The organism is Kitasatospora sp. NPDC059146, assembly GCF_042786665.1.
Lineage (GTDB): Bacteria > Actinomycetota > Actinomycetes > Streptomycetales > Streptomycetaceae > Kitasatospora.
Genome location: NZ_JBHZCY010000039.1, coordinates 25,182 through 49,940, shown reverse-complemented (window position 1 = coordinate 49,940; position 24,759 = coordinate 25,182). Strand labels below are relative to the sequence as shown.

Genomic DNA, 24,759 nt, shown 5'->3' with positions numbered 1-24,759 from the left:
GGGACACACCGAGCGATGGACCCGTCATGAACATGTCCTCAGGCACCGCCCGCCCGCCGGACACCGCCACGGTGGTGGACGGCGCCCGGGCGGGCGCGGACGGCAACGCCGACGACGGCTCCGACAGCGGAACGGACGGCAGAGTGGACGGCACGGCGCAGGAGCCGTCCGGGCCCCACCTCGGCGGCGGCACCGGCGAGGACCGGCCCGTCGGCTCGGCCGAGTGGGACCTGCTGACCGACGGAGTCCGCTGGGACCAGGCGACCTACCTCCTCCTCGGCTGCGACCCTGGCCGCGGCCCGCTCAGCCTGGACCGGCTGCCCGACCGCCTCCCCGAGGCGGACCGGCCGCTGCTGCGGCGGATGATGACCGACGCCCTGGTGCACGGCCGTCCGGCCGCCGGCACCCTGCGGATCCGACGCCCCGGCGGACGGCACGACCACGTCGAGTGCGCGGGCGAGCCCGTGCTCGACGCCGACGGCACCGTCACCGCGCTGCGGATGCTGCTCCGGCCGGCCCCGCCGACCTGAACCCCGGGCCGTTCCCGGCCGAGCCTCTCCCGCTCGCGCCCTGCCCGCTCGCGCCCTGCCCGACCGGCTCCGTGCCGCTCCGACCCCGGACCGGCCGCCCGTCTCACGACGGCCGCGGCCGGTTCTTCGCGTCCGCCGCCCGCAGCTCCCGCCCGAGCTGCGCCCGCAGCTCGTCCACCACCGGCAGCCCCCGGTACCGGGCGGTCAGCCGGTACATCTCCCGCAGCCGGTCCCAGGTCCGGTGCGAGGAGTTCTGGCCGATCAGGTTCATCACCATCTTGGCCTGGAACTCCGCCGCGTCCGGCTCCCCGGTGATCCAGTGCACCGAGGCCAGGGTGATCCGGTCGAACAGCGCCGACCGCAGCTGCCCGGTGCCCTCCCGCAGGGTGATCACCCGCTCCGCGTGCCGCCGGGCCCGCGGGGCCGCCGCCGGGTCGTGCTCGGCCAGGGTGCGCAGCACCAGCGCCTGCATGCCGCGCAGCTCGGCCTCGTCGAAGACCTGCATCCAGGTCGGCGGCGGCTCCGGCGCGTCCTCGGTGAAGAGGTCCTCCGCCTCGCCGAGCAGCCGGTAGGTGTCCTGGGAGTGCCCGATCGAGGCGTGCGCCCAGGCCTCGACGGTGTTGAACATCGCCCGCGCTCTGGGCAGCAGCAGGCCGCCGCCCGCCTTGGCCGCCGACATCAGTTCGATCGCGTCGTCGGCCCGGCCGAGGTGCACCATCTGCCGGGCCGCCCGGGAGATCGCCTCGCCGGCCCGCGGCCGGTCACCGGCCTCCTTGGCGGCCTCGGCCGCCATCATGAAGTACTTCTGGGCGGTGGGCTCCAGGCCCACGTCGTGCGACATCCAGCCGGCCAGCACCGCCAGGTTGGCCGCGACCAGCCACAACCGCTGCTCCACCACCGGGGCGTGCCGGTGCGTCAACAGGCCGCCGACCTCGTTGAGCTGGCCGACCACCGCCTTGCGCTGGAGCCCGCCGCCGCGCGCGGCGTCCCAGGCCCGGAACACCTGCACCGAGCGCTCCAGCGACTCCACCTCGTCGAGCCCGACCGGGCCCGCGTCGTACACGTCGACCACCGGGCGCGCGCCGCCCCCGGTGACCACCTGGCGCGGGCCCGGCAGGGAGGCCGCGTACGCGACCGCGTCCCCGCCCAGCCAGCCCTTGAGGGAGTCGGCGACGACCGCCCCGGCCGTGAGCGCGGCTCCGGCGCCCACCAATCCACGTCGGTTCAGCATGAGGTCCATTCCCGTGAACTCGGTGAGGACCGCGGCTGTTCGATCCGGCGACCACGGGACTGCTGCGGACGGCTCCGCTCCGGACCTGGTGGGCCGGTGTCGTTCCAGACCGAGGTCCTCAGTGGTGACGACACGTCCGAGCCGCTCCGTGAACACGGCCGCCAGCACCCTCGGCACCGGATCGCGCGGGATCTCCCCCTGCTCGATCCACCGCCGTACCCTCGACGTGTCGGTGGACAGCTGCTGCTGACCCATCGCGGCACCCCGACGGTTGACCAGCCGGGCCAGTTCGCCCTTGGACCATCCGGTCAGGACGAACAGATCGGCGAGTCGGGTGTTGGGTTCCCTGCTCAAATGAAGCCCCCAGGTTCCTCGGCACCTCCGAGGCTAGAGGCTCCGGCAAGTGCCAGGCGAGCATTCGCCACCGTTCGCCAGGGCCCGCCAGACTACTAAGCCAGTGCCCGACGGGTGTGTTGTAGGGATGCGCCACCTCGCCCCTCGGGTCGGGCGGCGTCCCACCAGCGTCGGGGCAGTCCCCCGACCGTGGCACGGGACGCTCCCGGTCCTCACCCGAGGGGGTGGCGCGGCCGGGTGGCGCGGGGGCGCCGGGCACGGCCGCGGCAGTCCGGCCGACCGCATTCCCCAGGGTGCGGACGACCGGGACGCCGTCGAACAGGGGTTCCTGACCCCTCGTCCGTGCCCGGCGCCCGCGCACCACCCACCGAAGCAGGGCCGCCGTCACGCCAGGAAGCACGCGGCACCAGCCCTCCCCCGCCCCGCGGGGCGAACCCGCAGACGGACCGGAAGGGACCACCCTCAGCCCATGTACTCCTCAGCGACGACCCCCACGCCGACCGCGAGCCGCACCGCGCTGCGCCCCCCCACCGCAGCCACCGGCCGTCCGGGGCCCCGGCAGGTGCCCCCGGCGAGCCGTCCGGTGGCCCCGCGGGGCACCGAGGGCCGGGCCGCGGACGCCCGCGTCCCGGTCGGCCGCACGGCGCTGGGACTGCGCACCCCCGAGGCCGCCCCCCCGGCCGGCCACCGCCTCCCGCTGGCCCGGCAGGCCGACGGCCAGGTGCTGCGCACCCGGCGCCCCGGCCAGCCGCTCGGGCCCGAGCGGATCGACCCGGCGGCGCTGCAGACCCCGTCGGTGCGGGCCGCGCTGGGGAGCATCGCGCGGATATGTCCGGCGTTCACCCCGCGCCAGGTCCTGCGCGAGGGCAGCCGCCACATCCTGGTGGCGGGCACCATCGGGCGGGCGCCGGTGGTCGCCAAGTGCCTGGCGCCGCAGGCGGTGCGGAGTGAGTACTTCGAGCAGCTGGTGGCCGACTTCCACCACGAGGTCGCGGTCTACCGGGCGTTCGTCCGGCACCGCCCGCCGGTGCGGCTGCCCCGGCTGGTCGCGGCCGACCACGACCGGTGCGTGCTGGTCATGGAGCGGATCCCCGGCCGCCCGGCCGCCCGGGAGCGCCACCCGGTCAACGCGCCCACCCCGGGCGAGGTCCGCGCGCTGCTCGGCGCGGTCCGGACGCTGAACCTCTGGCGGCCGCCGAGCGACGTGTTCCAGCCGCGCCTGGACTACCAGTTGGAGATCGCCCGCTACCACTCGGTGGGCCAGCTCACCGACCGGGACGCCGGCGACCTGCGCGGCCTGCTGCACGGCCTGGGCAACACCCCGCTGCAGCTGTGCCACGGCGACGCGCTGCTCAGCAACATGCTGCTGGCGCCGTCCGGGCCGGTGCTGGTCGACTGGGAGCAGGCCGGCTGGTACCTGCCGGGCTACGACCTGGCGGTGCTCTGGGGCGTGCTCTCCGGCGACACCGCCGCCCGCCGCCAGATCAGCCAACTCGCCCAGAGCGGCGGCACCATGGCCCGGGACGCGTTCCTGGTCAACCTGGTGCTGGTGCTGATGCGGGAGATCCGGCTGTACGACGTGCCGGGCGCCGGCGAGGAGCAGCGGATCATGATCCGCCGGCTCTACGACGACGCCGCGCTGGCCCGCCGCGCGGTCCGGGCGGCGGTCGGTACCCGCTGACCACCTCCGCCGACCCCCCGCCCCCCGTCACCGGCCCTGGCGCACGGCGCCCCGGCCGGTGACGCTATGCCCGGCCGCCCTGCTGCGCCAGGGCGGCCCGGCCGGCGGCGTCCAGCACCGCCTCCTCGGGCGCCAGGTGCACCCGGCTGCTGAGCACGTCCCGCAGGTAGCGCTCCAGCGGGTGACGCCGGCTCAGTCCCGGGTTGCCGGTGAGCGCGACGGCCTGCTGGACGGCCGCGGTGGCGGCCCGGGTGGCCAGCAGGTGGGCCGGTCCGGTCCGGGCCACCGCGTCCGCCTCCCCCCGGTCCACCCGGGGGGCCAGGCCGTGCAGCAGTTCCTCGGCGCCGATCAGCTGGGCGTCGATCTCGCCGAGCCCGGCGCGGTAGCGCGGCAGGGTGCCAAGCGGCTCGGTGAGATTGGCCGGAGTCCGCTGGTTCAGGAAGCGGACCAGCCAGGCCTCGGCGGCCCGGGCGACCCCGACCGCCACCGCGGCGAGGGCCAGGTCGTGCCAGGCCCGGGCGAGTTCGGCCTCCTGCGCGTCCTCCCGGCCGGGCGTGCGCAGCCCGAGCCCGAGTTCGAGCGGGACCCGCACCGCGTCGAGGACGACGTCGTGGCTGGCGCTGGCCCGCAGGCCGAGCTGGTCCCAGGTGGGGTCGATCTCCAGGCCCTCGCTCTCCCCGCGGACCAGGAAGGTGCCGACCCGCGGCTCGGGTTCGTCGGTCCGCGCGGTGACGGCCATCCAGGCGAGTGCCTCGGCGCCGGTGCAGTACGTCTTGCGGCCGGTCAGCAGCCAGCCCTCGTCGTCCCGTCGGGCCACCGTCCCGAGCGGCTCGTCCGGCCGGCCGCCGGGCTCCGCCCGCAGCGTGTTGACCAGCGCGGGCCCTCGCCGGGACTCGGTCAGCAGCCGCCGGTAGCCGGCCGCCGGCCAGCTCGCGCGGCGGGCCTGCTCGGCGTGCTGGAGCAGGGTGAAGGCGGTGACCACGGCCACCGAGGCGTCCCCGCGGCCGAGTTGGGCCAGCACCCGGACGGTGTCGGCGAGCGTCCCGCCCGGTCCGCCGTACCGCTGGGAGACCGTCAGGGTGAGCAGCCCGGCCTCGTGGACCGCCTCGATGCCCTGGTACGGGAAGGTCGCGTCGCGGTCGTGCTCCTCGGCGCGGGCGGCGAGCAGGTCGACCACCCGGGGCAGGCCGGCCAGCGCGGCCTCGACCGCCGAGCGGTCGGGCTCGGCGGTGGCGGCGGTCGCGGTGGGAGGGGTGGCAGCGGCGGGAGCGGGCGGGACGGGTGCCGCGGGCGCCGCGGGGCGGGAGGGCCGGGCGGGGGACGCCGGGCGCGCGGGCGGGGCGGAAGGGGCGGGATGGCCGGAATCCGACGAATCGGTTCGGAGACGATCGTTCGGTGAACGATCGTTGGCGGCGATGGTCGTCATGGGGCTGGTGCCTCCGGGCGGCAGCATGGGCTCAGCGGGTGCGGACGGCACGCCGTACGGGCGCGCGAACGGGCCGGCGGCCCCGGAGGCCGGCCCGCGGCCCGCCCCCCGGTCTCGGCGCCGACCCGGTCCGGTCGGCCACCCGCCGCCACGGGGGCGAGATCCCCCCTCAGCGGCCCGGACACACCCCGCCGGCGGTCCGGCACAGGTCCAGATGCCTGCGACGGGTCAACAGCGGGAGACGGCACGGCATGTTCGCGACTGTACGAACCGGTGATCGATACCGTCAAGCAGCGTCCGAGCCCTGGCCGGGCCCCGACCGGGCCGCGGGCGGGCACGGTCGGCCGTGCCGGAATCGGCCCCGCCGGAATCAGCCCTGCTGGAACATGTCGGCCGGCAGCGGCTTCAACAGCTGATACAGGTCGTCCGAAATCGGTCGGTCCCACGACGCGATGGTGACGAGCACCCCGTCGCTGCGGCCGAACTGGGCGCAGAACACGCGCTCCTCGCTGACCTTGACCTTCTTCACGATCAGCAGATCGTCCCCGAGCATCACCGGGAAGTCCTCGGCCGAGGCGAACTCGACCGGCTCGTCGTTCTCCAGCGCCGCGAGCAGCTGCCGCACCTCGAAGGGCACCTCGTCGCCGGTGTCCCGGGCGGGCGAACCCTCGGGGAGGTTGCCGATGAACATCGCCGGGCCTCTGCCGCCGAACAGGTCGTAGCGCAGGAAAATCCCCTGGCAGGAGCCGTCCGGGCCGGTCATCATGGCCGCACCGAAGTCACCGGGCCAGTCACCCGGGTCCATCGCGAGCACGTCGAAGTCCGGGCCGGCGGGCTGTCCGGAGCGACGGCGGAGAAAAGACATGGGAACATCGTACGTGTCCGGCACACCACACTCGCGAGGCGGGTGGGACGCCGACGGGGGGCGGGCGGGAGGTCGACGCTCAGAGACCAATGTTGACTCTGAGCAACCGTCCGGGCTACGTTCGGTTCAGCACGACAGCCGTTCTGGGTTTCACCCTCCGGGGGGACGGCATGTCGCAACGCGGCCCTACACGCGTATCCCTCACTGTGCACTCGTCGTGCCGAACTGCCGAGCACCCAGCTTCGTCGTCGCACACAGCACGAACACACAAGCCAACAGTTCCACTGCAGTTCCGTGCAACAAGAGCCAGATCCGCGGGGCCCCGGCCCGTCGCTCCCGTGGATCTGCTCGGGACGCCGCCGCGTGGGGGCGTGCGGGTCCCGAGCAAACGGTGCCGTCCGTCGAGTCGCTCTCGGCGGTGGTGCCAGCCTCCCGGCGACTGCCGGCCCCTCGTGGGCCGGGACCGGCCGACGCACCCCGGTGCGCAGGGGATGACTGGGAGGTATGGCCTGGCAGTGCTGCCGGGCCGCAACAGCAGGCGCCGTGTCTGGCCGCGTGGGGGCGGTGGGCACGGCGTCTGCCTGTGCTCATACTCTGAGCTGCGTTTGTCTAACAGTCAACAGAAATTCTGACGGGGCACGCTCAAAAGATCATCAGTTGTGATGTTCGGTACCGGAATCAGCGACCCACCCGACCCGCCCGCCCCGGACGCACCGACGGAGCGGACCCGGACGCCGCACTTCTCCCTGCAGCTCGGACCGCTCCGCGGGTGCGCCCGGACGGCGCGGACGATCAGGTGAGGTCGAACTCGCCGTCCCGGGCGCCGAGCACGAAGGCCCGCCACTCGGCCGGGGTGAAGACCAGGACCGGCCCGTCCTCCTGACGGCCGTCCCGCATCCCGATGTACCCGTCCACGAACGCGATCTGGACGTCCCCGACGCCCTGGCTGCTGCACAGCCACTCGGCCCCGGTGAAGTCCACCTTCGGCTTCCCGTTCCGCGCGAGCTCCGGCTCGGCGCCGACCGTCCCGGTGCTCGCCCCGGTGTCCGTACCGCTGTTGACTGCCACTGACCGATCTCCTCCCGACGGCATTCCAGCGCCAGCCTAACCACAGCCACCGGCCCCGGTCAGCGGGTTGGCGAGGTCACCCCCACGTCTGCGCCACGCCTCGGCCGGGTCTCCTGCCATGCCTCGACCGCGTGTTCTGCCGCGCCTCCGCCGCGCGGGGCCGGTGGATCGGCGAAGGGCCCGCGGAGGAGCGGTCGGGGCCCGGTGGGGCGTGTCCCGCCGGACCGGGCCGCGGGCAGCTGCCAGAGTGCTGCCAGGGCGCGTATGGTCCCGCCCGCGCCCCGTTTCACCACCCCAACCTCCACCTCGCCCCAGGGAGCAGCCGATGAGCCGCCGGGACGGCACCCGCGCCGACGTCATCCCCATCTCCGACGCTCCCTCGGCCCCCCCGCCCGGCCCCCCCCCCCCCCCCCCCCCCCCCCCCCCGCCCCCCCCCGCCCCCCCGCCGCCGCCCCCCCGGCCCCCCCGCCGGCCCCCCGCCCCCCCCCCACGCCCACCCCGCTCCCCCGCCCCCCCCCGGCGCGGCCGGCCGCCCACGGCCGGGTCGGGATCGTCCTGGTCTCGCACAGCCAGGAACTGGCCACCGCCGTACGCTCCCTGGCGCTCGCGCTGACCGGATCCGACTCCCCCGCGCCGGTCGCCGCGACGGGCGGCGACCCGGCGGACGGACCGGGCATCAGCGCGGTCCTGGTGGCCGCCGCCACCCGGCGGGCCGACCAGGGCCACGGCGTGGTGGTGCTCGCCGACCTGGGCGGAGCCGTCACCACCGTGCGGGCCCTGCTCTCGGACGCCGACGAGCACGGCCTGCCGTTCCCGGTCCGCTTCGCGAACGCGCCGTTCGTGGAGGGCGCGGTGGCCGCCACCGCGACCGCCACGGCGGGCGGGGACCTGGCCGCGGTGCTCGACGCCGCGGAGGAGGCCTACCGGCAGCACAAAGGCTGAGATCCGTAGGGTGGGCTGAGAGCCGCCACCGGGACGTAGCGCCGCCGGGCCCGCTACGGGCGCTCCCGGCCCTCCCAGGTGAAGACCGCCGGGCCTTGGCACTCCAGCGCGTGGCGCAGCCGGTCGTGCTCGAAGTCGAGCATCGGCGGCAGCTCGTCCAGCCCGAACCAGCCCACCTCCAGCGACTCGTCGTCGTTCACCCGGGCCTCGCCGCCGACGGCCCGGCAGCGGAAGGTCAGCACCAGGTACTGGGTCACGTCGCCGTTCGGGTAGTGGACCGGAGGGGTGACCGTGGTCGAGGCGAGCAGCTCGGGCACGACCTCCACGCCGGTCTCCTCCAGGCACTCGCGCACCACGCCGTCGGCGGGCTGCTCGCCGGGATCGAGGATGCCGCCGACCGACGCCCACCGGCCGTCGTCGGCCCGGCGGGCGAGCAGCACCCGCCCCCAGTCGTCCACGACGACGGCGGCGACGGCGCTCAGCCAGAGCGGACGGTGGCCCACGAGGGAGCGGAGTTCGAGGAGGAAGGGAGGGATCGCCATGCGACGCAGCCTATCCAGCCCGCCGCTCGGGCCTCCGGCCGTCACCGCCACCAGCGGCTCGGGGCGGTCGGGGCCGCGGGAACGCATTCACCGGAGAGGGGGGAAGGGGGTGTCACCCGGAATTGCGGGAGAAGGGGGTGCGGGATTGTCCGATGAGATGAAATTCGGTCGTTCTGACCAAATTCGCTCTATCTGTTAATGCATCTGTTGAAAAGTTGATCGGCTCACGCCGAACCATCCGATCGGACGTCCGACGGAGTGACCCCGAGGGCTCCGTCAGAGCGCGGCACCCCGCCGCCGGACCACCCCGAAGGCGATCCGGCCGAGCAGCAGGACCCCCGCCGCCAAGCAGCCGGCCACCGCCATCGCCCACGCCGGACCGTCACTGTCCGGAACGATCACGGCCACCACGATGCCCAGCACGAGACAGGCCACACCCGCCGCCGTCAGCGGAATCCGGTGGGTGACCAGGGCTCCGCCGCTGCACGCGCGGTTCCAACGGGTCGCGCCGTGCAGGTGGAAGTGATCACGGTCCGCATCTGCCATGAGCCCAAGGTACCCCGGGCGGGCCCCCGAGGCAGCCCGCAGGGAGTGAGGGTCCGGACACCCTGCGCGAGCACCCCCGCGGGGGTGCCCCTGGCCTGGTCACGCGTGTACGGGCTCCACAATCAGTCCACGAAAAATCCTCGTCCCCCCGGTACAACCATCCGTCCGGTGCAGCGGTCTCAATGGCATCGAGTGATCCAGGAGCCGTTCACGGGACGGGCGAGAAACCCCCACCGAGAACCGGAATACCCAGGGAGCGGAGCCGCCGCCCCCTGGAGCCGGAGGCCGGGCTCCGTCCTCCGGCGGTACCGCCACGCCGCTCGGCGACCAAGGGGGAACCGTTGCCGCAGACCCAGTCCACCCCATCGACCGCCACTGCACGCGCCAGGCCCCGGCCCGGCCTGCGCCCCCTCCCACCCACCACCGGCTGCGCGTCCGACCACCACGGCGCCGGCCGACCCCGACCGGCCGTCGAGACCAAGCGCCTCGACGCGGGTCGACTCGAAACGGTGCGGATCGACCCGACCCTGCTCGACCCGACCCGGCTCGCCGCCAGACGCCTCGACACCCAACACCTGGAGACAAAGCAGGCAGACGCACAGCACACCGCGAAGGAACAGCAGGACGCACGGGGCGAATGGCTGCGGTTCGCCCCCGTACAACCGCTGTTCCGGGCCCGGGCCGCCCAGCGCCTCGCCGTCCTCGCCTACCACGGGGTGACCGACCACCGCTCCTTCGGCGCCCAGCTCGACCGGCTCCGACGGCTCGCCACCCCCGTCTCACTGGAGGCCGTCCTCCAGGCCGTCACGGAGCGGCGGCCGCTGCCGCCGCGCAGCGTCCTGGTCACCTTCGACGACGCCGACCGGAGCGTCCTCACCCACGCCCTGCCCGCCCTCGACGCCCGTGGCATCCCCGCCACCGCCTTCGTCATCTCCGAACTCATCGGCACCGAACGCCCCTTCTGGTGGCACGAGGCCGACTTCCTCGCCCGCCACGGCGGCCGCGCCCGCTCACTCGACTGCGGCCACCCCTCCCAGCTGCTCCCCCGGCTCAAGGCCATGCCCGACCCGGACCGGCGCCGCAGCCTGCACGAACTACGGGTCAGTGCCGACCGCCGGCCGCCCCGCCAGGAACAGCTCACCCCGGCCGACCTGCTCGCCCTGCGGGACGGCGGGGTCGCCATCGGCAACCACACCCAGGGGCACCCGTGCCTCGGCCGCTGCGACGACGCCACCGTCCGCGCCGAGATCACCGGCGCCCACGAAGCCCTGACCCACTGGCTCGGCGAACCCCCCACCGCCTTCGCCTACCCCGACGGCGGCCACGACCCCCGTGCCGAAACCGTCCTGCAGGAGCTCGGCTACCGGCTCGGCTTCCTCTCCGACCACCGCCTCGGCCCCCGGCTCCCCTCCCACCCGCTCCAGATCAGCCGCCTCCAGGTCGACTCCACCACCAGCATCCGCCGCTTCGACACCATCCTCTCCGGCCTCGAACCCGCCTACCGCCGCTGGCGCCGCCAAGAGGTGGCCTGACCGGCGACACCGCCGCGCGGGAAGTCGACCCGGGCGACTCCCCGCGCGGCGCGGCGCGGGGCTCCGGGACACGCCCCGCCCTGCCTCCCAGGCAGGCTCCCTGCCCGAACGGCACCACCCCACGCACCGGAAGTCGGCCAGGCCGACTTGCTACGCCAGGAGGAAGGGTCTCTGCCCGCCCTGACTCCTCGAGGTCGGGCCCTCCTCCCCATGAGAAGTCGGCCAGGCCGACCTTCCGTGGGGCACGCGATCGTGGGGGGCTTGGCGCCTTGGAGCACGGGACCGCACCAGTATTCGCCCCGGCCCCCTCACCGGCAGGCCCTGACGCAAGAGAAGTCGGCCCGACCGACTTCCTGTACGGGGTGCCGATGGGCGGCGCAGCAACGGATCGGATCGAGACATGCCGGGCGCCGGCGGGATGGAATTGCCACCCCGACACTCGGATTCGGGCCAGGGCGCTGCGGAGCGGGAAGTCGGACGGGCCGACTTTCCGTGCGCGGGAGCGCCGCAGGGGCCGCGCGGGGGTGGGTCACCGGGTGCGGTCCCCGGGGCGCTGGGGTCAGGCGGGGACCGGGGTGAGGGTGAGGCCCTGGGGGTAGAGGGTGGCGGCGGGGGGGAGGGTGGCGGGGGCGCCGGCGTGGAGGACGGTGAGGGTGCCGCTGCCGATGCGGGTGGGGTCGGCGACGCGGCGGAGGGCCTGGGCGGCGACGGCCTCGGCGGAGCCGTGGAGGATCAGGCCCGGGGCGGCGGTGGGGGCGACGGCCGCGCGGATGCGGTCGGCCACCAGTTCGTAGTGGGTGCAGCCGAGCACCACCACGTCGGTGCCCTCCGGGGTGCGGGCGGCCGCGTCGGCGACGGCCACGGTGATGGCGGCGTCGTCGCCGTGCTCGACCGCGTCCGCCAGGCCGGGGCAGGCGACCTCGGTGACCTCGGCGGTGCCGCCGAAGTCACGGATCAGCCCGCGCTGGTAGGCGCTGCCGGTGGTGGCGGGGGTGGCCCAGATCGCGACCCGGCCGCCGAGGGCGGCGGCGGGCTTGATCGCCGGGACGGTGCCGATGACGGGCAGTCCGGGTTCGAGTTCGGCGCGCAGCGTGTCGAGGGCGTGGACCGAGGCCGTGTTGCAGGCGATCACCAGGGCGTCGGGGCCGAGGGCGGCCGCGGCCCGGCAGCAGCCGAGGGCCAGCTCGGTGACCTCTTCGGGCGTGCGGGGCCCCCACGGCATCGAGGCCGGGTTGGAGGACAGCACCAGGTCGGCGTCCGGGCGCAGCTCCCGGATCGCGGCGGCGGCGGCCAGCAGGCCGATTCCGGAGTCCATCAGTGCGATCTTCACGAGGCAAGACTTTAGTCGATCCACCCCTCGCCGCCGGTTCTGCGGCAGACTGCCGGGGTGACCGTGCTGCTGTGGATCGCCGCGTTCTCCCTGCTGGTCTGGCTCTGGCTGGCGTGCTGCCACGGTTCGTTCTGGCGCACCGACGTCCGGCTGCCGCCGCGCCGTCCGCCGGCGCGCTGGCCGGAGGCGGCGATCGTGGTGCCGGCCCGGGACGAGGCAGCCGTGCTGCCGGTGAGCCTGCCGACGCTGCTGGCGCAGAAGTACCCGGGTCGGGCGCGGGTGATCCTGGTGGACGACCACAGTTCGGACGGCACCGGCGCGGTGGCGGCGGAGCTGCGGACGCTGGACGGACTGGAGCTGACGGTCACCACCCCTCCCCCGCTGCCCGAGGGCTGGACGGGCAAGCTGTGGGCGCTGCGGCACGGGGTGGAGCTGGCCGGCCCGGACGTCCAGTACCTGCTGCTGACGGACGCGGACATCGCGCACGGCCCGGACTCGCTGGCCGAGCTGGTGGCCGCGGCCGAGTCGAACGGGCTGGACCTGGTGTCGCAGATGGCCCGGCTGCGGGTGGAGACCGGCTGGGAGCGACTGGTCGTGCCGGCCTTCGTGTACTTCTTCGCCCAGCTGTACCCCTTTCGCCGGAGCAACCACCCGGGTGCGCGGACGGCGGCCGCGGCGGGCGGCTGTTCGCTGGTGCGGCGGGAGGCGCTGGAGCGGGCGGGCGGGGTGGCGGGCATCCGGGGCGCGGTGATCGACGACGTCTCGCTGGCCCGGTCGGTGAAGTCCTCGGGCGGGCGCACCTGGCTGGGCCTGGCCGAGGAGGTGGACAGCGTCCGCCCGTACCCGCGGCTGGAGCAGTTGTGGCGGATGGTGTCGCGCAGCGCGTACGCCCAGTTGCGGCACTCGCCGCTGTTGCTGCTGGGGACGGTGCTGGGGCTGGCGCTGGTGTACCTGGTGCCGCCGGTGGCGCTGGTGGCCGGGCTGGTGGCGGGGGCGCCGTGGGTGGCGGCGGCGGGCGCGGCGGCCTGGGCGTTGATGGCAGGCACCTATCTGCCGATGGTCCGGTACTACGGGCAGCCGGCCGTGGCCGTGCTGCTGCTGCCGTTCACCGCTTCGCTGTACCTGCTGATGACGGTGGACTCGGCGGTGCAGCACTGGCGCGGCCGGGGCGCGGCCTGGAAGGGCCGGACGTACTCCGGGAGGTGAGCCGCGGAGGTGAGCACAGAGGCGATTCCCGAGGCGATCCCCGAGGCGGAAAAGGGCGGCGCGGCGGGCCGGTCGGGGCCCATACTGCTCGGATGGACCGTCAGCGGATCTCCCGGCTCGCCCATGCCCACCGCCCGATCGCGGCGCCCCTGTCGGACGGCTCGGTGTCCCGGCTGCTGGAGCGCGCGCTGGGCGGGCAGGACAGCGGCCGGGTGCTGGACCTCGGCTGCGGGGAGGGCGCCTGGCTGCTGCGGGCGCTGGCCGCGCGGCCGGGCTGGCGGGCGGTGGGGGTGGACGTGGACGCCGCGGCGCTGACCCGGGCGAGGGAGGCGGCGACGGCGCTCGGCGTGGTGCGCCGGATCGGCCTGCACCACCGGGACGCCCGGGAGTTCACCGACCGCGAGCCCTTCGACCTGGTGCTGTGCGTGGGCTCCACCCACGCCTTCGACGGACTGCTGCCCACGCTCGCGGCGGCCCGCGAACTGCTCGCTCCCGGTGGGCGGTTGCTGGTCGGCGAGGGGTTCTGGGAGCGGGAGCCGTCCCGGGCCGCGCTGGACGGACTGGGCGCCGTCCCGGAGGACTTCGCGGACCTCGCGACGACCACCGACCGGGTGCTCGCGGCGGGTTGGACACCGGTGTACGGGCACGTCAGCTCGGTGCGCGAGTGGGACGACTACGAGTTCTCCTGGACGGGTTCGCTGGCCGAGTGGGCACTGGACCACCCGGAGGACCCGGACGCGGCGGCCGCCCGCGAGGCCGCGGACGCGCACCGCACCGGATGGCTGCACGGCTACCGGGGGACGCTCGGCTTCGTCAGCTACCTGCTGCGCCGGGGCTGAACTCCCCTTCCGAAGGCGCTACTTCTGCGTCCTGGCGAGGAAGTCGTCGATCAGCGGGGCGATTTCGGGCAGCTTCTCCTCCAGGGCGAAGTGCCCGGTGTCCAGGACGTGCAGTTCGGCCCCGGGCAGGTCGCGCAGGTAGGCGCGGGCGCCGGCCTCGGTGAAGAACGGGTCGTTGCGCCCCCAGATCACCAGCGTGGGCGGCTGCTCGGCGCGCAGCCAGGCCTGCCAGGCCGGGTAGAGCTCGACGTTGGAGAAGTAGTCGAGGGCGAGCTCGACCTGGATGTCCTTGCGGCCGGGCAGGTCGAGGAAGTGCTGGTCGAGGGTCCAGCCGTCGGGGGCGACCAGGCTCGGGTCGGTGGTGCCGCCCTCGTACTGGCTGCGGGTGACGTCCAGGGTGAGGATCGAGCGGGCGGCCTCCTCGGCGCCGGGGACGCCGCGCCGGTTGGCGATGAACCCCTTCGCCTGGTCGGAGAGCCCCTCCTCGTAGGCGTTGCCGTTCTGGACCACCAGGCCGGTGATCCACTCCGGTCGGCGGGTGGCCAGGCGCAGGCCGACGGGGGCGCCGAAGTCGAAGACGTAGAGCGCGAAGCGGTCCAGGCCGAGGGCGAGGCAGAAGCGCTCGATGACGTCGGCGAGGGTGTCGAAGCGGTACGGGAAGGTCTCCGGCGAGGGGCTGTCGCTGTGACCGAAGCCGGGGTAGTCGGGGACTATCAGGCGGTAGCGGGTGCCGAGCGCGTCGAGCAGCCGGGCGTACTGGTGGGAGGCGGAGGGGAAGCCGTGCAGCAGCAGGAGGACGGGGGCGTCGGCCGGGCCGGTTTCGCGGTAGAAGACGCGCAGACCGTCGAGGTCGACGTGGCGGTGGTGGACCTGGGGGATCGTCAGCTCGCTCATGCTAACCATTAAAGCGCATCTGAACGGTTAGGCATAGGCCTGTGCGGGAGCGAGCTGACCAGAAGTCACCCGCCGATCGGGGTCCGGTGGCCCTTCACCTGCTCCTGCTGCACCAGGTAGTCGAGCACCTCGGGCATCGCCTCGACGCCGCCGGCCTTGGTCGGCGAGGTCCGGTACTCGCCCTGGACGACCACCGTCGGGAGCTCGTTGATGCCGTAGCGGACGAACTGGGCGGCCGCGTCGTCCACCGACCGCCCCACCTCGGCGGAGCGGTAGGCCGTACGGAAGCGCTGGGCGTCGACGCCGTGGCGCACCGCCCAGTCGGTGGCGGCGGCCTCGGTGGTGAGGTCGGCGTGGTCGGTGTGGATCGAGCGGAACGCGCTGACCTGGAGCCGGTCGACCAGCCCGAGGCGCTCCACGGTGTAGTACAGCCGGGCGTGGGCGCGCTGCACGCCCTCGTCCGAACCGCCCGGCCAGATCGCCGGGACCCGGCGGAGCGCGACGTCGGAGCGGTGCTTCTCGGCCCAGGCCTCCAGCGGCTGCTCCAGCGCCTGGGAGTGGCCGCAGTCGTACCAGAAGAACTCGACCGCCTCGGTGCGGGTGTCCTCGCGCACCGGCTGCGGGTGGTCGAGCTTGACGAACTGCGCTCCCTCGGAGGGGGATCGGTGGGCCACCGCACCGGCCTGGACGGGCGACACGGCGATCCCGGCGGCGATGGCGAGCAGGACGGCGGACCGCAGCAGCGACTTCGAGTTCACACCGGGCAGTGTGGTGCCGACGCCCCGTTACCGGCGAGTCGGTACGGGGCGGCGGGCCCGGATTCGCCCGAACGGCGTAGCCGGGCCGCGGCTCAGCTCGGCGGGCCGCCCGCCCACACCTCGGCGACCAGCCGCTGCCAGTCGTCCACCACCGCGCCCAGTTCGAAGTGCTCCAGCGCGTGCGCCCGGGCCGCGGCGCCGAGGCCCGCACGGTTGCAGGCCAGCACCTTGGCCAGCGCCTCGGCCAGCGCGAGCGGGTCCCCGGGGGCGACCAGCGCTCCGGTGGCACCGTCCCGGACCACCTCGCGCACCCAGCCGACGTCGGTGGCCACGGCGGGCACCCCGGCCAGCGCCGCCTCGATCAGCGCCCCGGGCACTCCCTCGCTGTCGCTGGTGAGCAGCAGTGCGTCCGCGGCCCGGTAGAGCGGGGCCGGGTCGGGCAGCGGGCCGAGGAAGTGGGCGCGGGCGGCGGCCGGGTGGCGCGCCAGGGCCTCCAGCAGCGGGCCGTCCCCGGCGACGGCCATCCGGACGTCGGGCAGCCGGTCGAGCACGTCGAGGGCGAGGTCGAGCCGCTTCTCGGGAGCTATCGCACCGATCCAGGCGACCAGCAGGACGTCGGCGGGCAGGCCCAGGGCGTGCCGGGCGGCACGCCGGTCGTCCCGGCCGTCGGCGGGCGGATAGCTCTCGGCCGCACGGGAGTTGGGGATCACCCGGACCTTGCCGCCGGGCAGTTCGAACTGTCCCTCCAGCACCTCGCGCGCCTCGTCGGTGAGCGTGGTGACGGCCGCGGCACGGTGCATCAGGGCGCCCCCGCGCAGTCTGCGCAGCCGGTTGGCGGTCCAGTAGCGGGGGTGGCCGACCGAGACGTAGACGAAGGGGGTGGGGGTGCCGGCCAGGGCGAGGGCGCAGGCGGCCAGGGTGTCGGAGCCGTGGGCGAGCACCACGTCGGCGGCGCGGGCGGCGGAGCGCAGCGCCCACAGGGTGCTCGGGCGCAGGCGGCCGGGGCCGAGCACGGCGGCGGCGCGCGGCCGGGCGGTGTCGGGGCAGCCCTCGCCGCAGGTCCCCGGGACGACCGTCCCCGCGGTGCACACCCCGGCCGCGCCCGCGCCCGGTCGGGCGGGTGGTACGGCCGGGTGCGGGGCGAGCGCGCACAGCGCGGAGGCCTGACCCCGGCGGCGCAGTTCCCGGTGGAGGTCACGGGCGAAGTTCTGGGCGCCGCCCCGGCGTTCGTCGCTGATCAGGTGCAGGACGCGCGGGCGGGCTCCGGCCGAATCGGCCGCCGTAGGGTCGGGCATGGACCGACCTTGGCACAGCGCCCGGCGCGGTACAGCCCCTTCGCGCAACCTGGTGGTGGCCCGTGCGCCCGCGCCCGTACACCCGGTGTGCGCTGAGGACCCGCCGTCGTGCGCCGGTTGCGACCGCCGTGCGCCCCGCCTCGCCCCCCGCCGCTCCGCAGGACCGCCCTCCGCTCCCCCGCACGCCGCGTCGGGGACCGGCTCACGCCGCCGGCGCCGCGTCGGGGGCCGCACCGGGGGCCGCACCGGCGGTCACGGCAGCGGCGCGCACCCAAGCGTCACCCCAACGGGTCAACCTCGGGCCGCGGGCGGCCGGACGGCCGGTACGCGCAGGGCCCGTGCCCCGCCCGGGCGTGCCCGCTCCGGGCCGCCGACCGGTTACGCGGATCGGGTGAACGCGGTTGGACCTCGGCCCGCGCCGGTCGGCAGGATGTCCGGCCGGGGCGCCCGCCGTTCTGCCCCATCTCCCCCTTCCCCGTTCGGATTTGGAGTCACCCGGTGTTCAAGGGATTCCGCAGCTTCCTGCTGCGCGGCAACGTGGTGGACCTCGCGGTCGGCATCGTGATCGGCGCGGCCTTCACCGCCGTCGTCACCGGGTTCGTCAGCGCCTTCCTCACCCCGTTGATCGGGGTCGCCACCGGCGCGGTCGGCGACTTCACCCAGAAGACCTTCGAGGTGGGCGGCACCAAGTTCCCGTACGGCCTCTTCGTCAACGCGCTGATCGGGTTCGTGCTGGTCAGCGCGCTCATCTACTTCGCCGTGGTGGTGCCGGTCGGCAAGTTGCAGGACCGCTTCGAGAAGGCCTCGGCGCCGGCCGCCAAGGCCGACTGCCCGGAGTGCCTGAGCTCGATCCCGGCCGCCGCGACCCGCTGCTCCTTCTGCACCAGCGAGGTGGCCGCCCGACCCGGTCTGCCCGCGCAGTCCCAGGCGCTACAGTCGCACTGACGCCCCGGATGGCATCCGGACGGCGGTCGGACCGCTACCGGACCGCGCCCAAACCGGTACCGGACCGCGCCCGGAACGCCCGCTGTGGGCGCTGACGGGAAATTTATTCCCCAAACATTCACGAGCCTCCGCCGGACCGTCGGCGGGGGCTCGAATGCGCCGGCGCACGCCCTGTCCGCAAAAGTTTCTCCACAGCGTCCCCGAACGGCCATCGGCCCGTCACCGCAAGGCCTTGCGGGGGCTGCGTCCGGGTGCTGTTCGATCACTGACGGGGTGCCAGGACTGTCCGGAACTGAACGCCGGTATGTCCGTTCTTCCTACTTTCGAAACCTTTGTGCGGGCGAAGACTGTGTAAACACTCGAACTGCTCCCCCTCCCGCTCTCCTCAGCAGGCGCATTGTGGGCTTACCGTATGCCCCATGACCTCGCCCCGCTCCTACGACGGAGTCGGCTACCCCTCTCCGTCCTTCTCCTCCGGCACGCCGATCTACGACAGCCTCGTGGCTGAGCGCGGCGTCCCCCAGATCGCACCCATCAACGTGCCGGCGGCCCTGCCCCCGGCACTGTCCTCCGGTTACGGATCCGGCCTCGGCCAGTCCTACGAGAACCGGTACGGCAACGGGTACGAGAGTGCCGGCAGCAACCTCCCCGCGCTGCCGCCCGCCCGCCTCGCCCTGGGCCCCGGCCCGAGCAGCGGCCCCTCCGCCGGCCCGGCCACGGCGTACATCCCGGCGCAGCCCGCGCCCGCGTACGCCTCCGCGCCGCAGCCGCCCGTCCCCGGTTACGGCGCCCCCCAGCCGTACCAGCGACCGCAGCCCGCCGCCCCGACCTTCGCGCAGACCGCCGGCGGTGGCTACCAGCCGACCGGCGGCCAGAGCTTCGGCGGCCAGAACACCTTCATCGGCCAGGGCGGGCAGCAGACCTTCGGCGCGCAGCCGACCGGCGGACCGGCCGGTTTCGGCCAGGGCCAACCCGGCGGCCCGCAGGGCGGTCCGCAGGGCTTCGGCGGCCAGCAGTCCTTCGGTGGCCAGAACCCGGCCGGCCCCGGCTTCCAGGGCCAGGGCGGCGACCAGAGCTTCGGCGGCGCCCAGCTGCGCCCGGCCATGGCGCCGGTCGCGCCGGTCCGCCCGATGCAGCCGCAGCGCCCCGGCCCGTACGGCGAGCCCGGCGGCTACCAGCAGGGCGGCTACCAGCCGCAGGGCCAGGGTTACTGAGCCCGAGCACACCACGGGGCCGCCCCCACCGGCCACCACCCGCACCACCTGAGCACCACCCGGCGCCCCCCGAACGCCGGGCGAACGGAGAACGGGTCATCCACGGACCGCCCGGAACGCCCCCCACGGCGTACCGGGCGGTCCGTGCGCGTACGGGGGCCGGGAGAGGTCCCGGACCGGTGCTCCCCCACCGGTCCGCAGCGGTCGCGAAGCGCCCCGGGGCAGCCGCGTCCGCCCCGATCGCTGCTGGCAGGATGGAGGGATGCACCTCACCGGACTCCACGTCTACCCCGTCAAGTCGATGTACCGCCTGAGCCCCGACAGCGCCGCGGTCCATCCCTGGGGTCTGGCCGGAGACCGCCGCTGGATGCTCGCCGACCCCACCGGACGCTTCGTCAGCCAGCGCGAGAACGCCGCCCTCGGACAGGTCCGGGTCGACCTGCTGCCGGACGGCGCACTGGCGCTGACCGCCCCCGACGGCTCCCGGATCGAGGTCGCCGCGCCCGCCGCCGACGCCGGCGACCCGATCGCCGAGGTCGAGGTCTGGGGCACCCGCTTCCGCGCCGTCGAGGCCGCCAAGGACGCCCACGAGTGGATCGCCGACCGCCTCGGCGACTACCGCCTGGTGCACCTGGACGACCCGCGCGCCCGGCCCGTCGACCCGGAGTACGGCCGGCCCGGCGACACCGTCTCGATGGCCGACGGCTTCCCGCTGCTGCTCACCGCCACCGGCTCGCTGGAGCGGCTCAACGAACTGATCGCCGCCGAGCACCCGGACGGCCACGAGACCCTGCCGATGGAACGTTTCCGCCCCAACGTGGTGGTCGCCGGCTCCGAGCCCTGGGCCGAGGACGGCTGGCGCCGGATCCGGATCGGCGCGCTCACCTTCCAGGTGGTCAAGCCCTGCGGCCGCTGCGTGGTCACCACCACCGACCAGGAGAGCGGCGAGCGGCGCGGCCCCGAGCCGCTGCGCACCCTGGCCCGGCACCACCGGCTGCTGCGGAGGGCCGCGTTCGGACAGAACCTGATCCCCGAGCGCCCGGCCGGTGTCGAGGGCGACGTGCTGGGGACGCTGCGCCTCGGCGACGACGTCGAGGTCCTGGAGGACGGGGCGCACTGGTCCCCCGACCAGCGCTGACGCCACCACCGCGCCCTGCCCCGACTCCCGCGCCCTGCCCGGAGCGCGGCCTCCGGCCCGCCGGCACGGAACTCCGGCTGTGCGCGCTCGTTGAAGCAAGTGGTCGGAACCTGTGGCCGCGGTGGGCGCCCCCGGTGCCCGCCCGTGCCGAGCGGCCCCGGGCGGGCGCACCGGCCGGTCCGGACGGACGGACGGATCACCCGTCCGGGCGCGCTACGGTGGGCGGACGGCCCGCGCACCCCCGCGCCCACGGCCCGTTGATCGCCGGCACGACGAAGGTGGGGACGACAGATCGTCATGGCTGAGCACAGGGTCCGGGTCACCCAGGACAGCGCATCCCGCTGGCGCCGCCGCGCGGGCGAGTACGACACGCTCGCGGAGGCCCTGGCCGCCGCCGAGCCGGGCGACACCGTGACCGTCCGGCCCGGCACCTTCCGGGAGAACGTGCTGCTGGACAAGCCGGTGACGATCGTTGCGGCCCAGGGCCCGGGCACCGTCCGGATCGAACCGGCCTCCGGGGTGGCGATCACCGTCACCGCCGCCGCGACCGTGCGCGACCTGGTGGTCGAGGGCGGCGACAGCTCCGCCCCGGCCGTCCTGGTCACCGGAGCGCAGGCGACGCCCGCGTTCAGCGGCTGCCGGATCGAGACCCGCTCCGCCACCGGGGTCGAGATCGGCGGCGGCGCCCGCCCGACCCTGCGCGGCTGCGTGGTCGCCAACCCCGGCGGCCTCGGGCTGCGGCTGCGCGGCGAGGGCACCGCCGCCGCCTTCGAGGACTGCGAGGTCGCCGCGGCCGGCCAGGCCGGGCTCGCCGTGCTCGGCGGGGCGACCGCCGCCCTCGACCGCTGCCGGATCCACCACGCCTCCGGCGCCGGCGTGCTGCTCTCCGACCCGGGCAGCGCCGCGGAGCTCACCGGCTGCGAGATCTACGAGATCCGCGGCAGCGGCGTGCAGGCCGAGGCCCAGGCCGGCGGACGGCTGGTCGACTGCGACATCCACCGGGTCACCGGCAACGGCCTGACCCTGGACGGCGAGGCCGAACTGGTGCTCACCGGCTGCCGGGTGCACGACCTGCCGGAGAACGGCGCCGACCTGCGCGGCCGCGCCAAACTCCGCCTGTCCAACAGCACCGTGCGGGACTTCGGGCGCGGCGCGCTCTCGGTCTGGGACCAGGGCACCGAGGCGGTCGCCGAGTCCTGCCGGATCCACGGCTCCACCGGTGAGTACCCGGCGCTGTGGGTCAGCGACGGCGCCCGGCTGACCCTCACCGACTGCTCGCTGTACGACCTGCCGGACGCGCTGTTCGTCCTCGACCGGGACTCCGCGGCCGTCGCCCGGGGCTGCTCGTTCAGCCGGATCCGCAGCTCGGCCGTCTCGGTCAGCGGCGGGGCCACCGTCACGCTCGCCTCCTGCCAGGTGCAGGAGGCCGGGACCGGGCTCTGGTTCCGCGACCACGGCAGCGGCGGACTGCTCACCGACTGCGAGATCTCCGACGTCGCCACCGGGGTGATCGTCACCAAGGGCGCCGACCCGGTGCTGCGCGAGTGCACGGTACGGGCCAGCACGGACGCCGGGGTGTACGTCTCGGCCCAGGGCCGCGGCACCTTCGAGGACTGCCGGGTCTCGCACGGCAAGGGCTTCGGCTTCCACATCATCGACGGGTGCCGCACCCAGCTCACCCGCTGCCGGGCGGAGCAGAACGAACGGGCCGGCTTCGAGTTCTCCGAGCCCGGACCGGTCGCGGAGGGGTGCACCTCGGACGACGTGGCCCCGCCCGCCCCGGCCGGCCCGGGCACCGCCGGACGGCCCGAGCTGCCCGCCCCGAGGCCCGCCCAACACGCCACGGCGGCACCGGTGTCGACCGCCCTCTCGACCTCCCCGGTGGCGGGCTCCGCCGCCGCGGCGACGGCCACGATCGCGCCGATCCCGGACTGCCGCCCGGCCGACGAGGCGCTCGCCGAACTGGACTCGCTGGTCGGCCTGGCCACGGTGAAGCAGGAGGTGCGCACGCTGATCGACCTGATCTCGGTCGGCCGGCGCCGCCGCCAGGCCGGCCTCAAGGCCCCCTCGCTCCGCCGCCACCTGGTCTTCACCGGCGCCCCCGGCACCGGCAAGACCACCGTCGCCCGGCTGTACGGCGAGATCCTCGCCTCGCTCGGGGTGCTCCAGCGCGGCCACCTGGTCGAGGTGGCCCGGGTCGACCTCGTCGGCGAGCACATCGGCTCCACCGCGATCCGCACCGCCGCCGCCTTCGACCGGGCCCGCGGCGGGGTCCTCTTCATCGACGAGGCGTACGCCCTCGCCCCCGAGGACGGCGCCCGGGACTTCGGGCGCGAGGCGATCGACACCCTGGTCAAACTGATGGAGGACCACCGGGACGAGGTGGTCGTCATCGTGGCCGGCTACACCGCCGCGATGGAGCGCTTCCTCTCCGCCAACCCCGGTGTCTCGTCCCGCTTCTCACGGACCGTCACCTTTCCCGACTACACGGCGGACGAACTCCTGGAGATCGCCCGGGCCCAGTGCGCGGAGCACGAGTACGCGCTCTCCGAGGCCGCCGAGGGCGCGCTGCTGGACCACTTCGGCGGGCTGGAGCGCGGCCCCAACTTCGGCAACGGGCGCACCGCGCGGCAGGTGTTCGAGACCATGGTCGAGCGCCACGCGGTGCGGGTGGCCTCGCTGGCCGACCCGTCCACGGAGGAACTGCAGCTGCTCGTCCCGGCGGACCTGCCGGCTGCAACTCTGCCGTAGGCCGGCCGGCGGGACGGCGGGACGGCGCGGGAACTCCCCGTCGGCGACGGGGCGTTGGGCCGGTCATGGAAACGCTTCTGACGGGCGCCGCGGGCGGACTGCTGTTACCGGCCGGGCTGGTGGTGCTGTTCTTCCTCGGCGCGGTGGTACGGCGACTGCGCAGTCGGCACGCCGCCCCGGTCGGGCGCGGCGCCGGTGCGACCGCGACGGAGGAGCTGCACGCGCTGCTCTACCCGGGCAAGCGGGCACAGCTGGAGCAGCGCCGGGTCGAGCTGGTGCTGCGGGACGACGAGCACGACGGCGCACCGAAGCGCACCGGGATCGACCTCGCGGGCGGCCGGGCCGTGATCCGACGGGGTGCGGGCGGGTGACGGACGACGGATGACAACTGACAGATAACAGATTTTGAAATCTGTTATCTGTCAGTTGTCATCCGTCGGTTGTCAGTCGTCACCCGCCAGCCGACGACCCGTCAGCCCGTCCAGGCGCCGCCCGCCAGGAAGTCCTCCAGGGCGGACCGGTACGGGGCGATGTCGATCCGCTCACCGGCCAGCCAGTCGTCCGAGTAGTACTTGTCCAGGTAGCGGTCCCCCGGGTCGCAGATCAGGCCGACCACGCTGCCCGTCCGGCCGGCCGCCCGCATCTCCGCGACGATCCGCAGCGCGCTCCACAGTCCCGTCCCGGTGGAGGCACCGGCCTTCTTCCCGAGCACCTGCTCCAGCAGCCGCACCGCGGCGATCGAGGCGGCGTCGGGCACCTTCATCATCCGGTCGACCGCCCCGGGCACGAAGCTCGGCTCCATCCGGGGCCGCCCGATGCCCTCGATCCGGGAGCCGCTCGCGCAGACGGCGTCCGGGTCGTGGTTCACCCAGCCCTCGAAGAAGCAGGAGTTCTCCGGGTCCGCGACGCAGATCCGGGTGTCGTACTGCATGTAGTGCACGTACCGGGCGATGGTCGCCGAGGTGCCGCCGGTGCCCGCGGTGGCCACGATCCAGGCCGGCTCCGGGTGCGGCTCCAGGCGCAGCTGGGCGAAGACCGACTCGGCGATGTTGTTGTTGCCGCGCCAGTCGGTGGCCCGCTCGGCGTAGGTGAACTGGTCCATGTAGTGCCCGCCGGTCTCCTCGGCGAGCCGCGCGGAGGCCTCGTAGACCTCGTCCGAGCGCTCGACCAGGTGGCACTCGCCGCCGTGGAACTCGATCAGGTCGATCTTGGCCTGACTGGTGCTCTTGGCCATGACGGCGATGAACGGCACCCCGATCAGCTGGGCGAAGTACGCCTCGGAGACGGCGGTGGAGCCGCTGGAGGCCTCGATCACCGGCTTTCCGGGGCGGATCCAGCCGTTGCAGAGCCCGTAGAGGAAGAGCGAGCGGGCCAGCCGGTGCTTGAGCGAGCCGGTCGGGTGGGTGGACTCGTCCTTGAGGTAGAGGTCGATCCCCCACTCGGCGGGCAGCGGGAAGCGCAGCAGGTGGGTGTCGGCGGAGCGGTTGGCGTCGGCGTGGACCTTGCGCACCGCCTCCTTGAGCCAGTCGCGGTACTGCTGGTCGGAGCGGTCGACGTCGACGGTCGGCTCGATGCCGACGATCCCACCGGACTGGGTGCTCATGGTCACGTACTCCCTCGTTGCGGCCCCCCGCTGCTCACTACGAGTGTACGAGGGTCACGATAAGTGACC

The 24,759-nt window shown here is 74.7% G+C and carries 23 protein-coding genes; 11 read left to right on the top strand and 12 right to left on the bottom strand.

Features of this window, described 5'->3' with window-relative positions; genetic code table 11:
• The first annotated feature begins 26 nt into the window (after positions 1 to 26).
• Positions 27 to 530 (top strand): PAS domain-containing protein, encoded by a 504-nt coding sequence (locus ACFXPX_RS18890; RefSeq protein ID WP_380403458.1) that lies wholly within the window; start codon positions 27 to 29, stop codon positions 528 to 530.
• 103 nt (positions 531 to 633) lie between these two features.
• Here the strand turns inward: ACFXPX_RS18890 and ACFXPX_RS18885 are convergent, their stop codons facing one another.
• A complete protein-coding gene (locus ACFXPX_RS18885) occupies positions 634 to 2,115 on the bottom strand; it encodes a hypothetical protein (protein WP_375892337.1) in 1,482 nt (493 codons plus the stop codon).
• Between the two features lie 469 nt (positions 2,116 to 2,584).
• On the opposite strand from ACFXPX_RS18885, the gene ACFXPX_RS18880 reads away from it, so the two are divergent.
• Positions 2,585 to 3,796, top strand: coding sequence for a phosphotransferase (locus tag ACFXPX_RS18880; RefSeq protein WP_375892338.1), 1,212 nt, complete (start codon positions 2,585 to 2,587; stop codon positions 3,794 to 3,796).
• A gap of 64 nt (positions 3,797 to 3,860) precedes the next feature.
• Here the strand turns inward: ACFXPX_RS18880 and ACFXPX_RS18875 are convergent, their stop codons facing one another.
• The 4 genes from ACFXPX_RS18875 to ACFXPX_RS18860 all read right to left on the bottom strand — a co-directional run bounded on the left by ACFXPX_RS18875 (position 3,861) and on the right by ACFXPX_RS18860 (position 7,068).
• A complete protein-coding gene (locus ACFXPX_RS18875) occupies positions 3,861 to 5,222 on the bottom strand; it encodes an acyl-CoA dehydrogenase family protein (protein ID WP_380642314.1) in 1,362 nt (453 codons plus the stop codon).
• Between the two features lie 169 nt (positions 5,223 to 5,391).
• A complete protein-coding gene (locus ACFXPX_RS18870; RefSeq protein WP_380642323.1) occupies positions 5,392 to 5,475 on the bottom strand; it encodes a putative leader peptide in 84 nt (27 codons plus the stop codon).
• 117 nt (positions 5,476 to 5,592) lie between these two features.
• On the bottom strand, positions 5,593 to 6,087 hold the full coding sequence (locus ACFXPX_RS18865) for a hypothetical protein (RefSeq protein WP_375892343.1): 495 nt from the start codon (positions 6,085 to 6,087) through the stop codon (positions 5,593 to 5,595).
• 792 nt (positions 6,088 to 6,879) lie between these two features.
• Complete coding sequence (locus ACFXPX_RS18860) at positions 6,880 to 7,068, bottom strand: DUF397 domain-containing protein (RefSeq protein WP_360243590.1); 189 nt, start codon at positions 7,066 to 7,068, stop codon at positions 6,880 to 6,882.
• Positions 7,069 to 7,419: 351 nt separating this feature from the next.
• Between ACFXPX_RS18860 and ACFXPX_RS18855 the strand changes: the two genes are divergently transcribed.
• On the top strand, positions 7,420 to 8,097 hold the full coding sequence (locus ACFXPX_RS18855; RefSeq protein ID WP_380642312.1) for a PTS-dependent dihydroxyacetone kinase phosphotransferase subunit DhaM: 678 nt from the start codon (positions 7,420 to 7,422) through the stop codon (positions 8,095 to 8,097).
• A 53-nt stretch (positions 8,098 to 8,150) separates the two neighbouring features.
• Here ACFXPX_RS18855 and ACFXPX_RS18850 read toward each other — a convergent pair whose 3' ends face one another.
• Both ACFXPX_RS18850 and ACFXPX_RS18845 read right to left on the bottom strand, forming a co-directional pair.
• Positions 8,151 to 8,639, bottom strand: a complete 489-nt coding sequence (locus ACFXPX_RS18850; RefSeq protein ID WP_380525619.1) for an NUDIX domain-containing protein — start codon at positions 8,637 to 8,639, stop codon at positions 8,151 to 8,153.
• Positions 8,640 to 8,915: 276 nt separating this feature from the next.
• Positions 8,916 to 9,185 (bottom strand): hypothetical protein, encoded by a 270-nt coding sequence (locus ACFXPX_RS18845; RefSeq protein ID WP_375892349.1) that lies wholly within the window; start codon positions 9,183 to 9,185, stop codon positions 8,916 to 8,918.
• 341 nt (positions 9,186 to 9,526) lie between these two features.
• Here ACFXPX_RS18845 and ACFXPX_RS18840 point away from each other — a divergent pair, with 341 nt between their 5' ends.
• Positions 9,527 to 10,717, top strand: a complete 1,191-nt coding sequence (locus tag ACFXPX_RS18840) for a polysaccharide deacetylase family protein (RefSeq protein WP_380525618.1) — start codon at positions 9,527 to 9,529, stop codon at positions 10,715 to 10,717.
• 559 nt (positions 10,718 to 11,276) lie between these two features.
• Here ACFXPX_RS18840 and ACFXPX_RS18835 read toward each other — a convergent pair.
• Complete coding sequence (locus ACFXPX_RS18835) at positions 11,277 to 12,047, bottom strand: glutamate racemase (RefSeq protein WP_380642310.1); 771 nt, start codon at positions 12,045 to 12,047, stop codon at positions 11,277 to 11,279.
• A gap of 57 nt (positions 12,048 to 12,104) precedes the next feature.
• Between ACFXPX_RS18835 and ACFXPX_RS18830 the strand changes: the two genes are divergently transcribed.
• Together ACFXPX_RS18830 and ACFXPX_RS18825 are read left to right on the top strand one after the other, a co-directional pair.
• The gene (locus tag ACFXPX_RS18830) at positions 12,105 to 13,253 is read left to right on the top strand and encodes a glycosyltransferase (protein WP_380642308.1); all 1,149 of its coding nucleotides are present in this window, start codon (positions 12,105 to 12,107) and stop codon (positions 13,251 to 13,253) included.
• A gap of 92 nt (positions 13,254 to 13,345) precedes the next feature.
• A complete protein-coding gene (locus ACFXPX_RS18825) occupies positions 13,346 to 14,092 on the top strand; it encodes an SAM-dependent methyltransferase (protein WP_375892357.1) in 747 nt (248 codons plus the stop codon).
• Positions 14,093 to 14,110: 18 nt separating this feature from the next.
• On the opposite strand, the gene ACFXPX_RS18820 is transcribed toward ACFXPX_RS18825, so the two are convergent.
• The 3 genes from ACFXPX_RS18820 to ACFXPX_RS18810 all read right to left on the bottom strand — a co-directional run bounded on the left by ACFXPX_RS18820 (position 14,111) and on the right by ACFXPX_RS18810 (position 17,039).
• Positions 14,111 to 14,986, bottom strand: a complete 876-nt coding sequence (locus tag ACFXPX_RS18820; RefSeq protein WP_380642306.1) for an alpha/beta fold hydrolase — start codon at positions 14,984 to 14,986, stop codon at positions 14,111 to 14,113.
• A gap of 65 nt (positions 14,987 to 15,051) precedes the next feature.
• Positions 15,052 to 15,744: a thiol:disulfide interchange protein DsbA/DsbL gene (locus ACFXPX_RS18815; protein WP_380642304.1), complete on the bottom strand. Its 693-nt coding sequence runs from the start codon at positions 15,742 to 15,744 to the stop codon at positions 15,052 to 15,054.
• A gap of 92 nt (positions 15,745 to 15,836) precedes the next feature.
• Entirely contained in the window at positions 15,837 to 17,039 is a 1,203-nt protein-coding gene (locus tag ACFXPX_RS18810) for a glycosyltransferase family 4 protein (protein ID WP_380525613.1), read from the bottom strand.
• A gap of 498 nt (positions 17,040 to 17,537) precedes the next feature.
• Between ACFXPX_RS18810 and mscL the strand changes: the two genes are divergently transcribed.
• The 5 genes from mscL (at position 17,538) to ACFXPX_RS18785 (ending at position 23,458) form a co-directional block, all read left to right on the top strand.
• Positions 17,538 to 17,984 (top strand): large conductance mechanosensitive channel protein MscL, encoded by a 447-nt coding sequence (mscL, locus tag ACFXPX_RS18805; protein ID WP_375892363.1) that lies wholly within the window; start codon positions 17,538 to 17,540, stop codon positions 17,982 to 17,984.
• 419 nt (positions 17,985 to 18,403) lie between these two features.
• Positions 18,404 to 19,198: a DUF6643 family protein gene (locus tag ACFXPX_RS18800; protein ID WP_375892364.1), complete on the top strand. Its 795-nt coding sequence runs from the start codon at positions 18,404 to 18,406 to the stop codon at positions 19,196 to 19,198.
• A 262-nt stretch (positions 19,199 to 19,460) separates the two neighbouring features.
• The gene (locus ACFXPX_RS18795; protein ID WP_380525612.1) at positions 19,461 to 20,336 is read left to right on the top strand and encodes an MOSC domain-containing protein; all 876 of its coding nucleotides are present in this window, start codon (positions 19,461 to 19,463) and stop codon (positions 20,334 to 20,336) included.
• Between the two features lie 297 nt (positions 20,337 to 20,633).
• Positions 20,634 to 23,087: a right-handed parallel beta-helix repeat-containing protein gene (locus ACFXPX_RS18790; RefSeq protein WP_380642302.1), complete on the top strand. Its 2,454-nt coding sequence runs from the start codon at positions 20,634 to 20,636 to the stop codon at positions 23,085 to 23,087.
• A 65-nt stretch (positions 23,088 to 23,152) separates the two neighbouring features.
• Positions 23,153 to 23,458 carry a DUF6191 domain-containing protein gene (locus tag ACFXPX_RS18785; RefSeq protein WP_380525611.1) on the top strand — a complete coding sequence of 102 codons (306 nt, stop codon included), beginning with the start codon at positions 23,153 to 23,155 and terminating at the stop codon, positions 23,456 to 23,458.
• 101 nt (positions 23,459 to 23,559) lie between these two features.
• Here the strand turns inward: ACFXPX_RS18785 and ACFXPX_RS18780 are convergent, their stop codons facing one another.
• Positions 23,560 to 24,690: a PLP-dependent cysteine synthase family protein gene (locus ACFXPX_RS18780; protein WP_375892372.1), complete on the bottom strand. Its 1,131-nt coding sequence runs from the start codon at positions 24,688 to 24,690 to the stop codon at positions 23,560 to 23,562.
• Between the last annotated feature and the right edge of the window lie 69 nt (positions 24,691 to 24,759).

What these genes read in the sequence shown, in the direction of transcription:
- ACFXPX_RS18825 (WP_375892357.1), top strand. Translation starts at nt 13,346, where the DNA reads ATGGACCGTCAGCGGATCTCCCGGCTCGCCCATGCCCACCGCCCGATC.
- ACFXPX_RS18865 (WP_375892343.1), bottom strand. Translation starts at nt 6,087, where the DNA reads ATGTCTTTTCTCCGCCGTCGCTCCGGACAGCCCGCCGGCCCGGACTTC.
- ACFXPX_RS18845 (WP_375892349.1), bottom strand. Translation starts at nt 9,185, where the DNA reads ATGGCAGATGCGGACCGTGATCACTTCCACCTGCACGGCGCGACCCGT.
- ACFXPX_RS18850 (WP_380525619.1), bottom strand. Translation starts at nt 8,639, where the DNA reads ATGGCGATCCCTCCCTTCCTCCTCGAACTCCGCTCCCTCGTGGGCCAC.
- ACFXPX_RS18810 (WP_380525613.1), bottom strand. Translation starts at nt 17,039, where the DNA reads ATGCCCGACCCTACGGCGGCCGATTCGGCCGGAGCCCGCCCGCGCGTC.
- ACFXPX_RS18795 (WP_380525612.1), top strand. Translation starts at nt 19,461, where the DNA reads ATGCACCTCACCGGACTCCACGTCTACCCCGTCAAGTCGATGTACCGC.
- ACFXPX_RS18820 (WP_380642306.1), bottom strand. Translation starts at nt 14,986, where the DNA reads ATGAGCGAGCTGACGATCCCCCAGGTCCACCACCGCCACGTCGACCTC.
- ACFXPX_RS18790 (WP_380642302.1), top strand. Translation starts at nt 20,634, where the DNA reads ATGGCTGAGCACAGGGTCCGGGTCACCCAGGACAGCGCATCCCGCTGG.
- ACFXPX_RS18855 (WP_380642312.1), top strand. Translation starts at nt 7,420, where the DNA reads ATGGTCCCGCCCGCGCCCCGTTTCACCACCCCAACCTCCACCTCGCCC.
- ACFXPX_RS18875 (WP_380642314.1), bottom strand. Translation starts at nt 5,222, where the DNA reads ATGACGACCATCGCCGCCAACGATCGTTCACCGAACGATCGTCTCCGA.
- ACFXPX_RS18785 (WP_380525611.1), top strand. Translation starts at nt 23,153, where the DNA reads ATGGAAACGCTTCTGACGGGCGCCGCGGGCGGACTGCTGTTACCGGCC.
- ACFXPX_RS18800 (WP_375892364.1), top strand. Translation starts at nt 18,404, where the DNA reads ATGACCTCGCCCCGCTCCTACGACGGAGTCGGCTACCCCTCTCCGTCC.
- ACFXPX_RS18890 (WP_380403458.1), top strand. Translation starts at nt 27, where the DNA reads ATGAACATGTCCTCAGGCACCGCCCGCCCGCCGGACACCGCCACGGTG.
- ACFXPX_RS18870 (WP_380642323.1), bottom strand. Translation starts at nt 5,475, where the DNA reads ATGCCGTGCCGTCTCCCGCTGTTGACCCGTCGCAGGCATCTGGACCTG.
- ACFXPX_RS18880 (WP_375892338.1), top strand. Translation starts at nt 2,585, where the DNA reads ATGTACTCCTCAGCGACGACCCCCACGCCGACCGCGAGCCGCACCGCG.
- ACFXPX_RS18780 (WP_375892372.1), bottom strand. Translation starts at nt 24,690, where the DNA reads ATGAGCACCCAGTCCGGTGGGATCGTCGGCATCGAGCCGACCGTCGAC.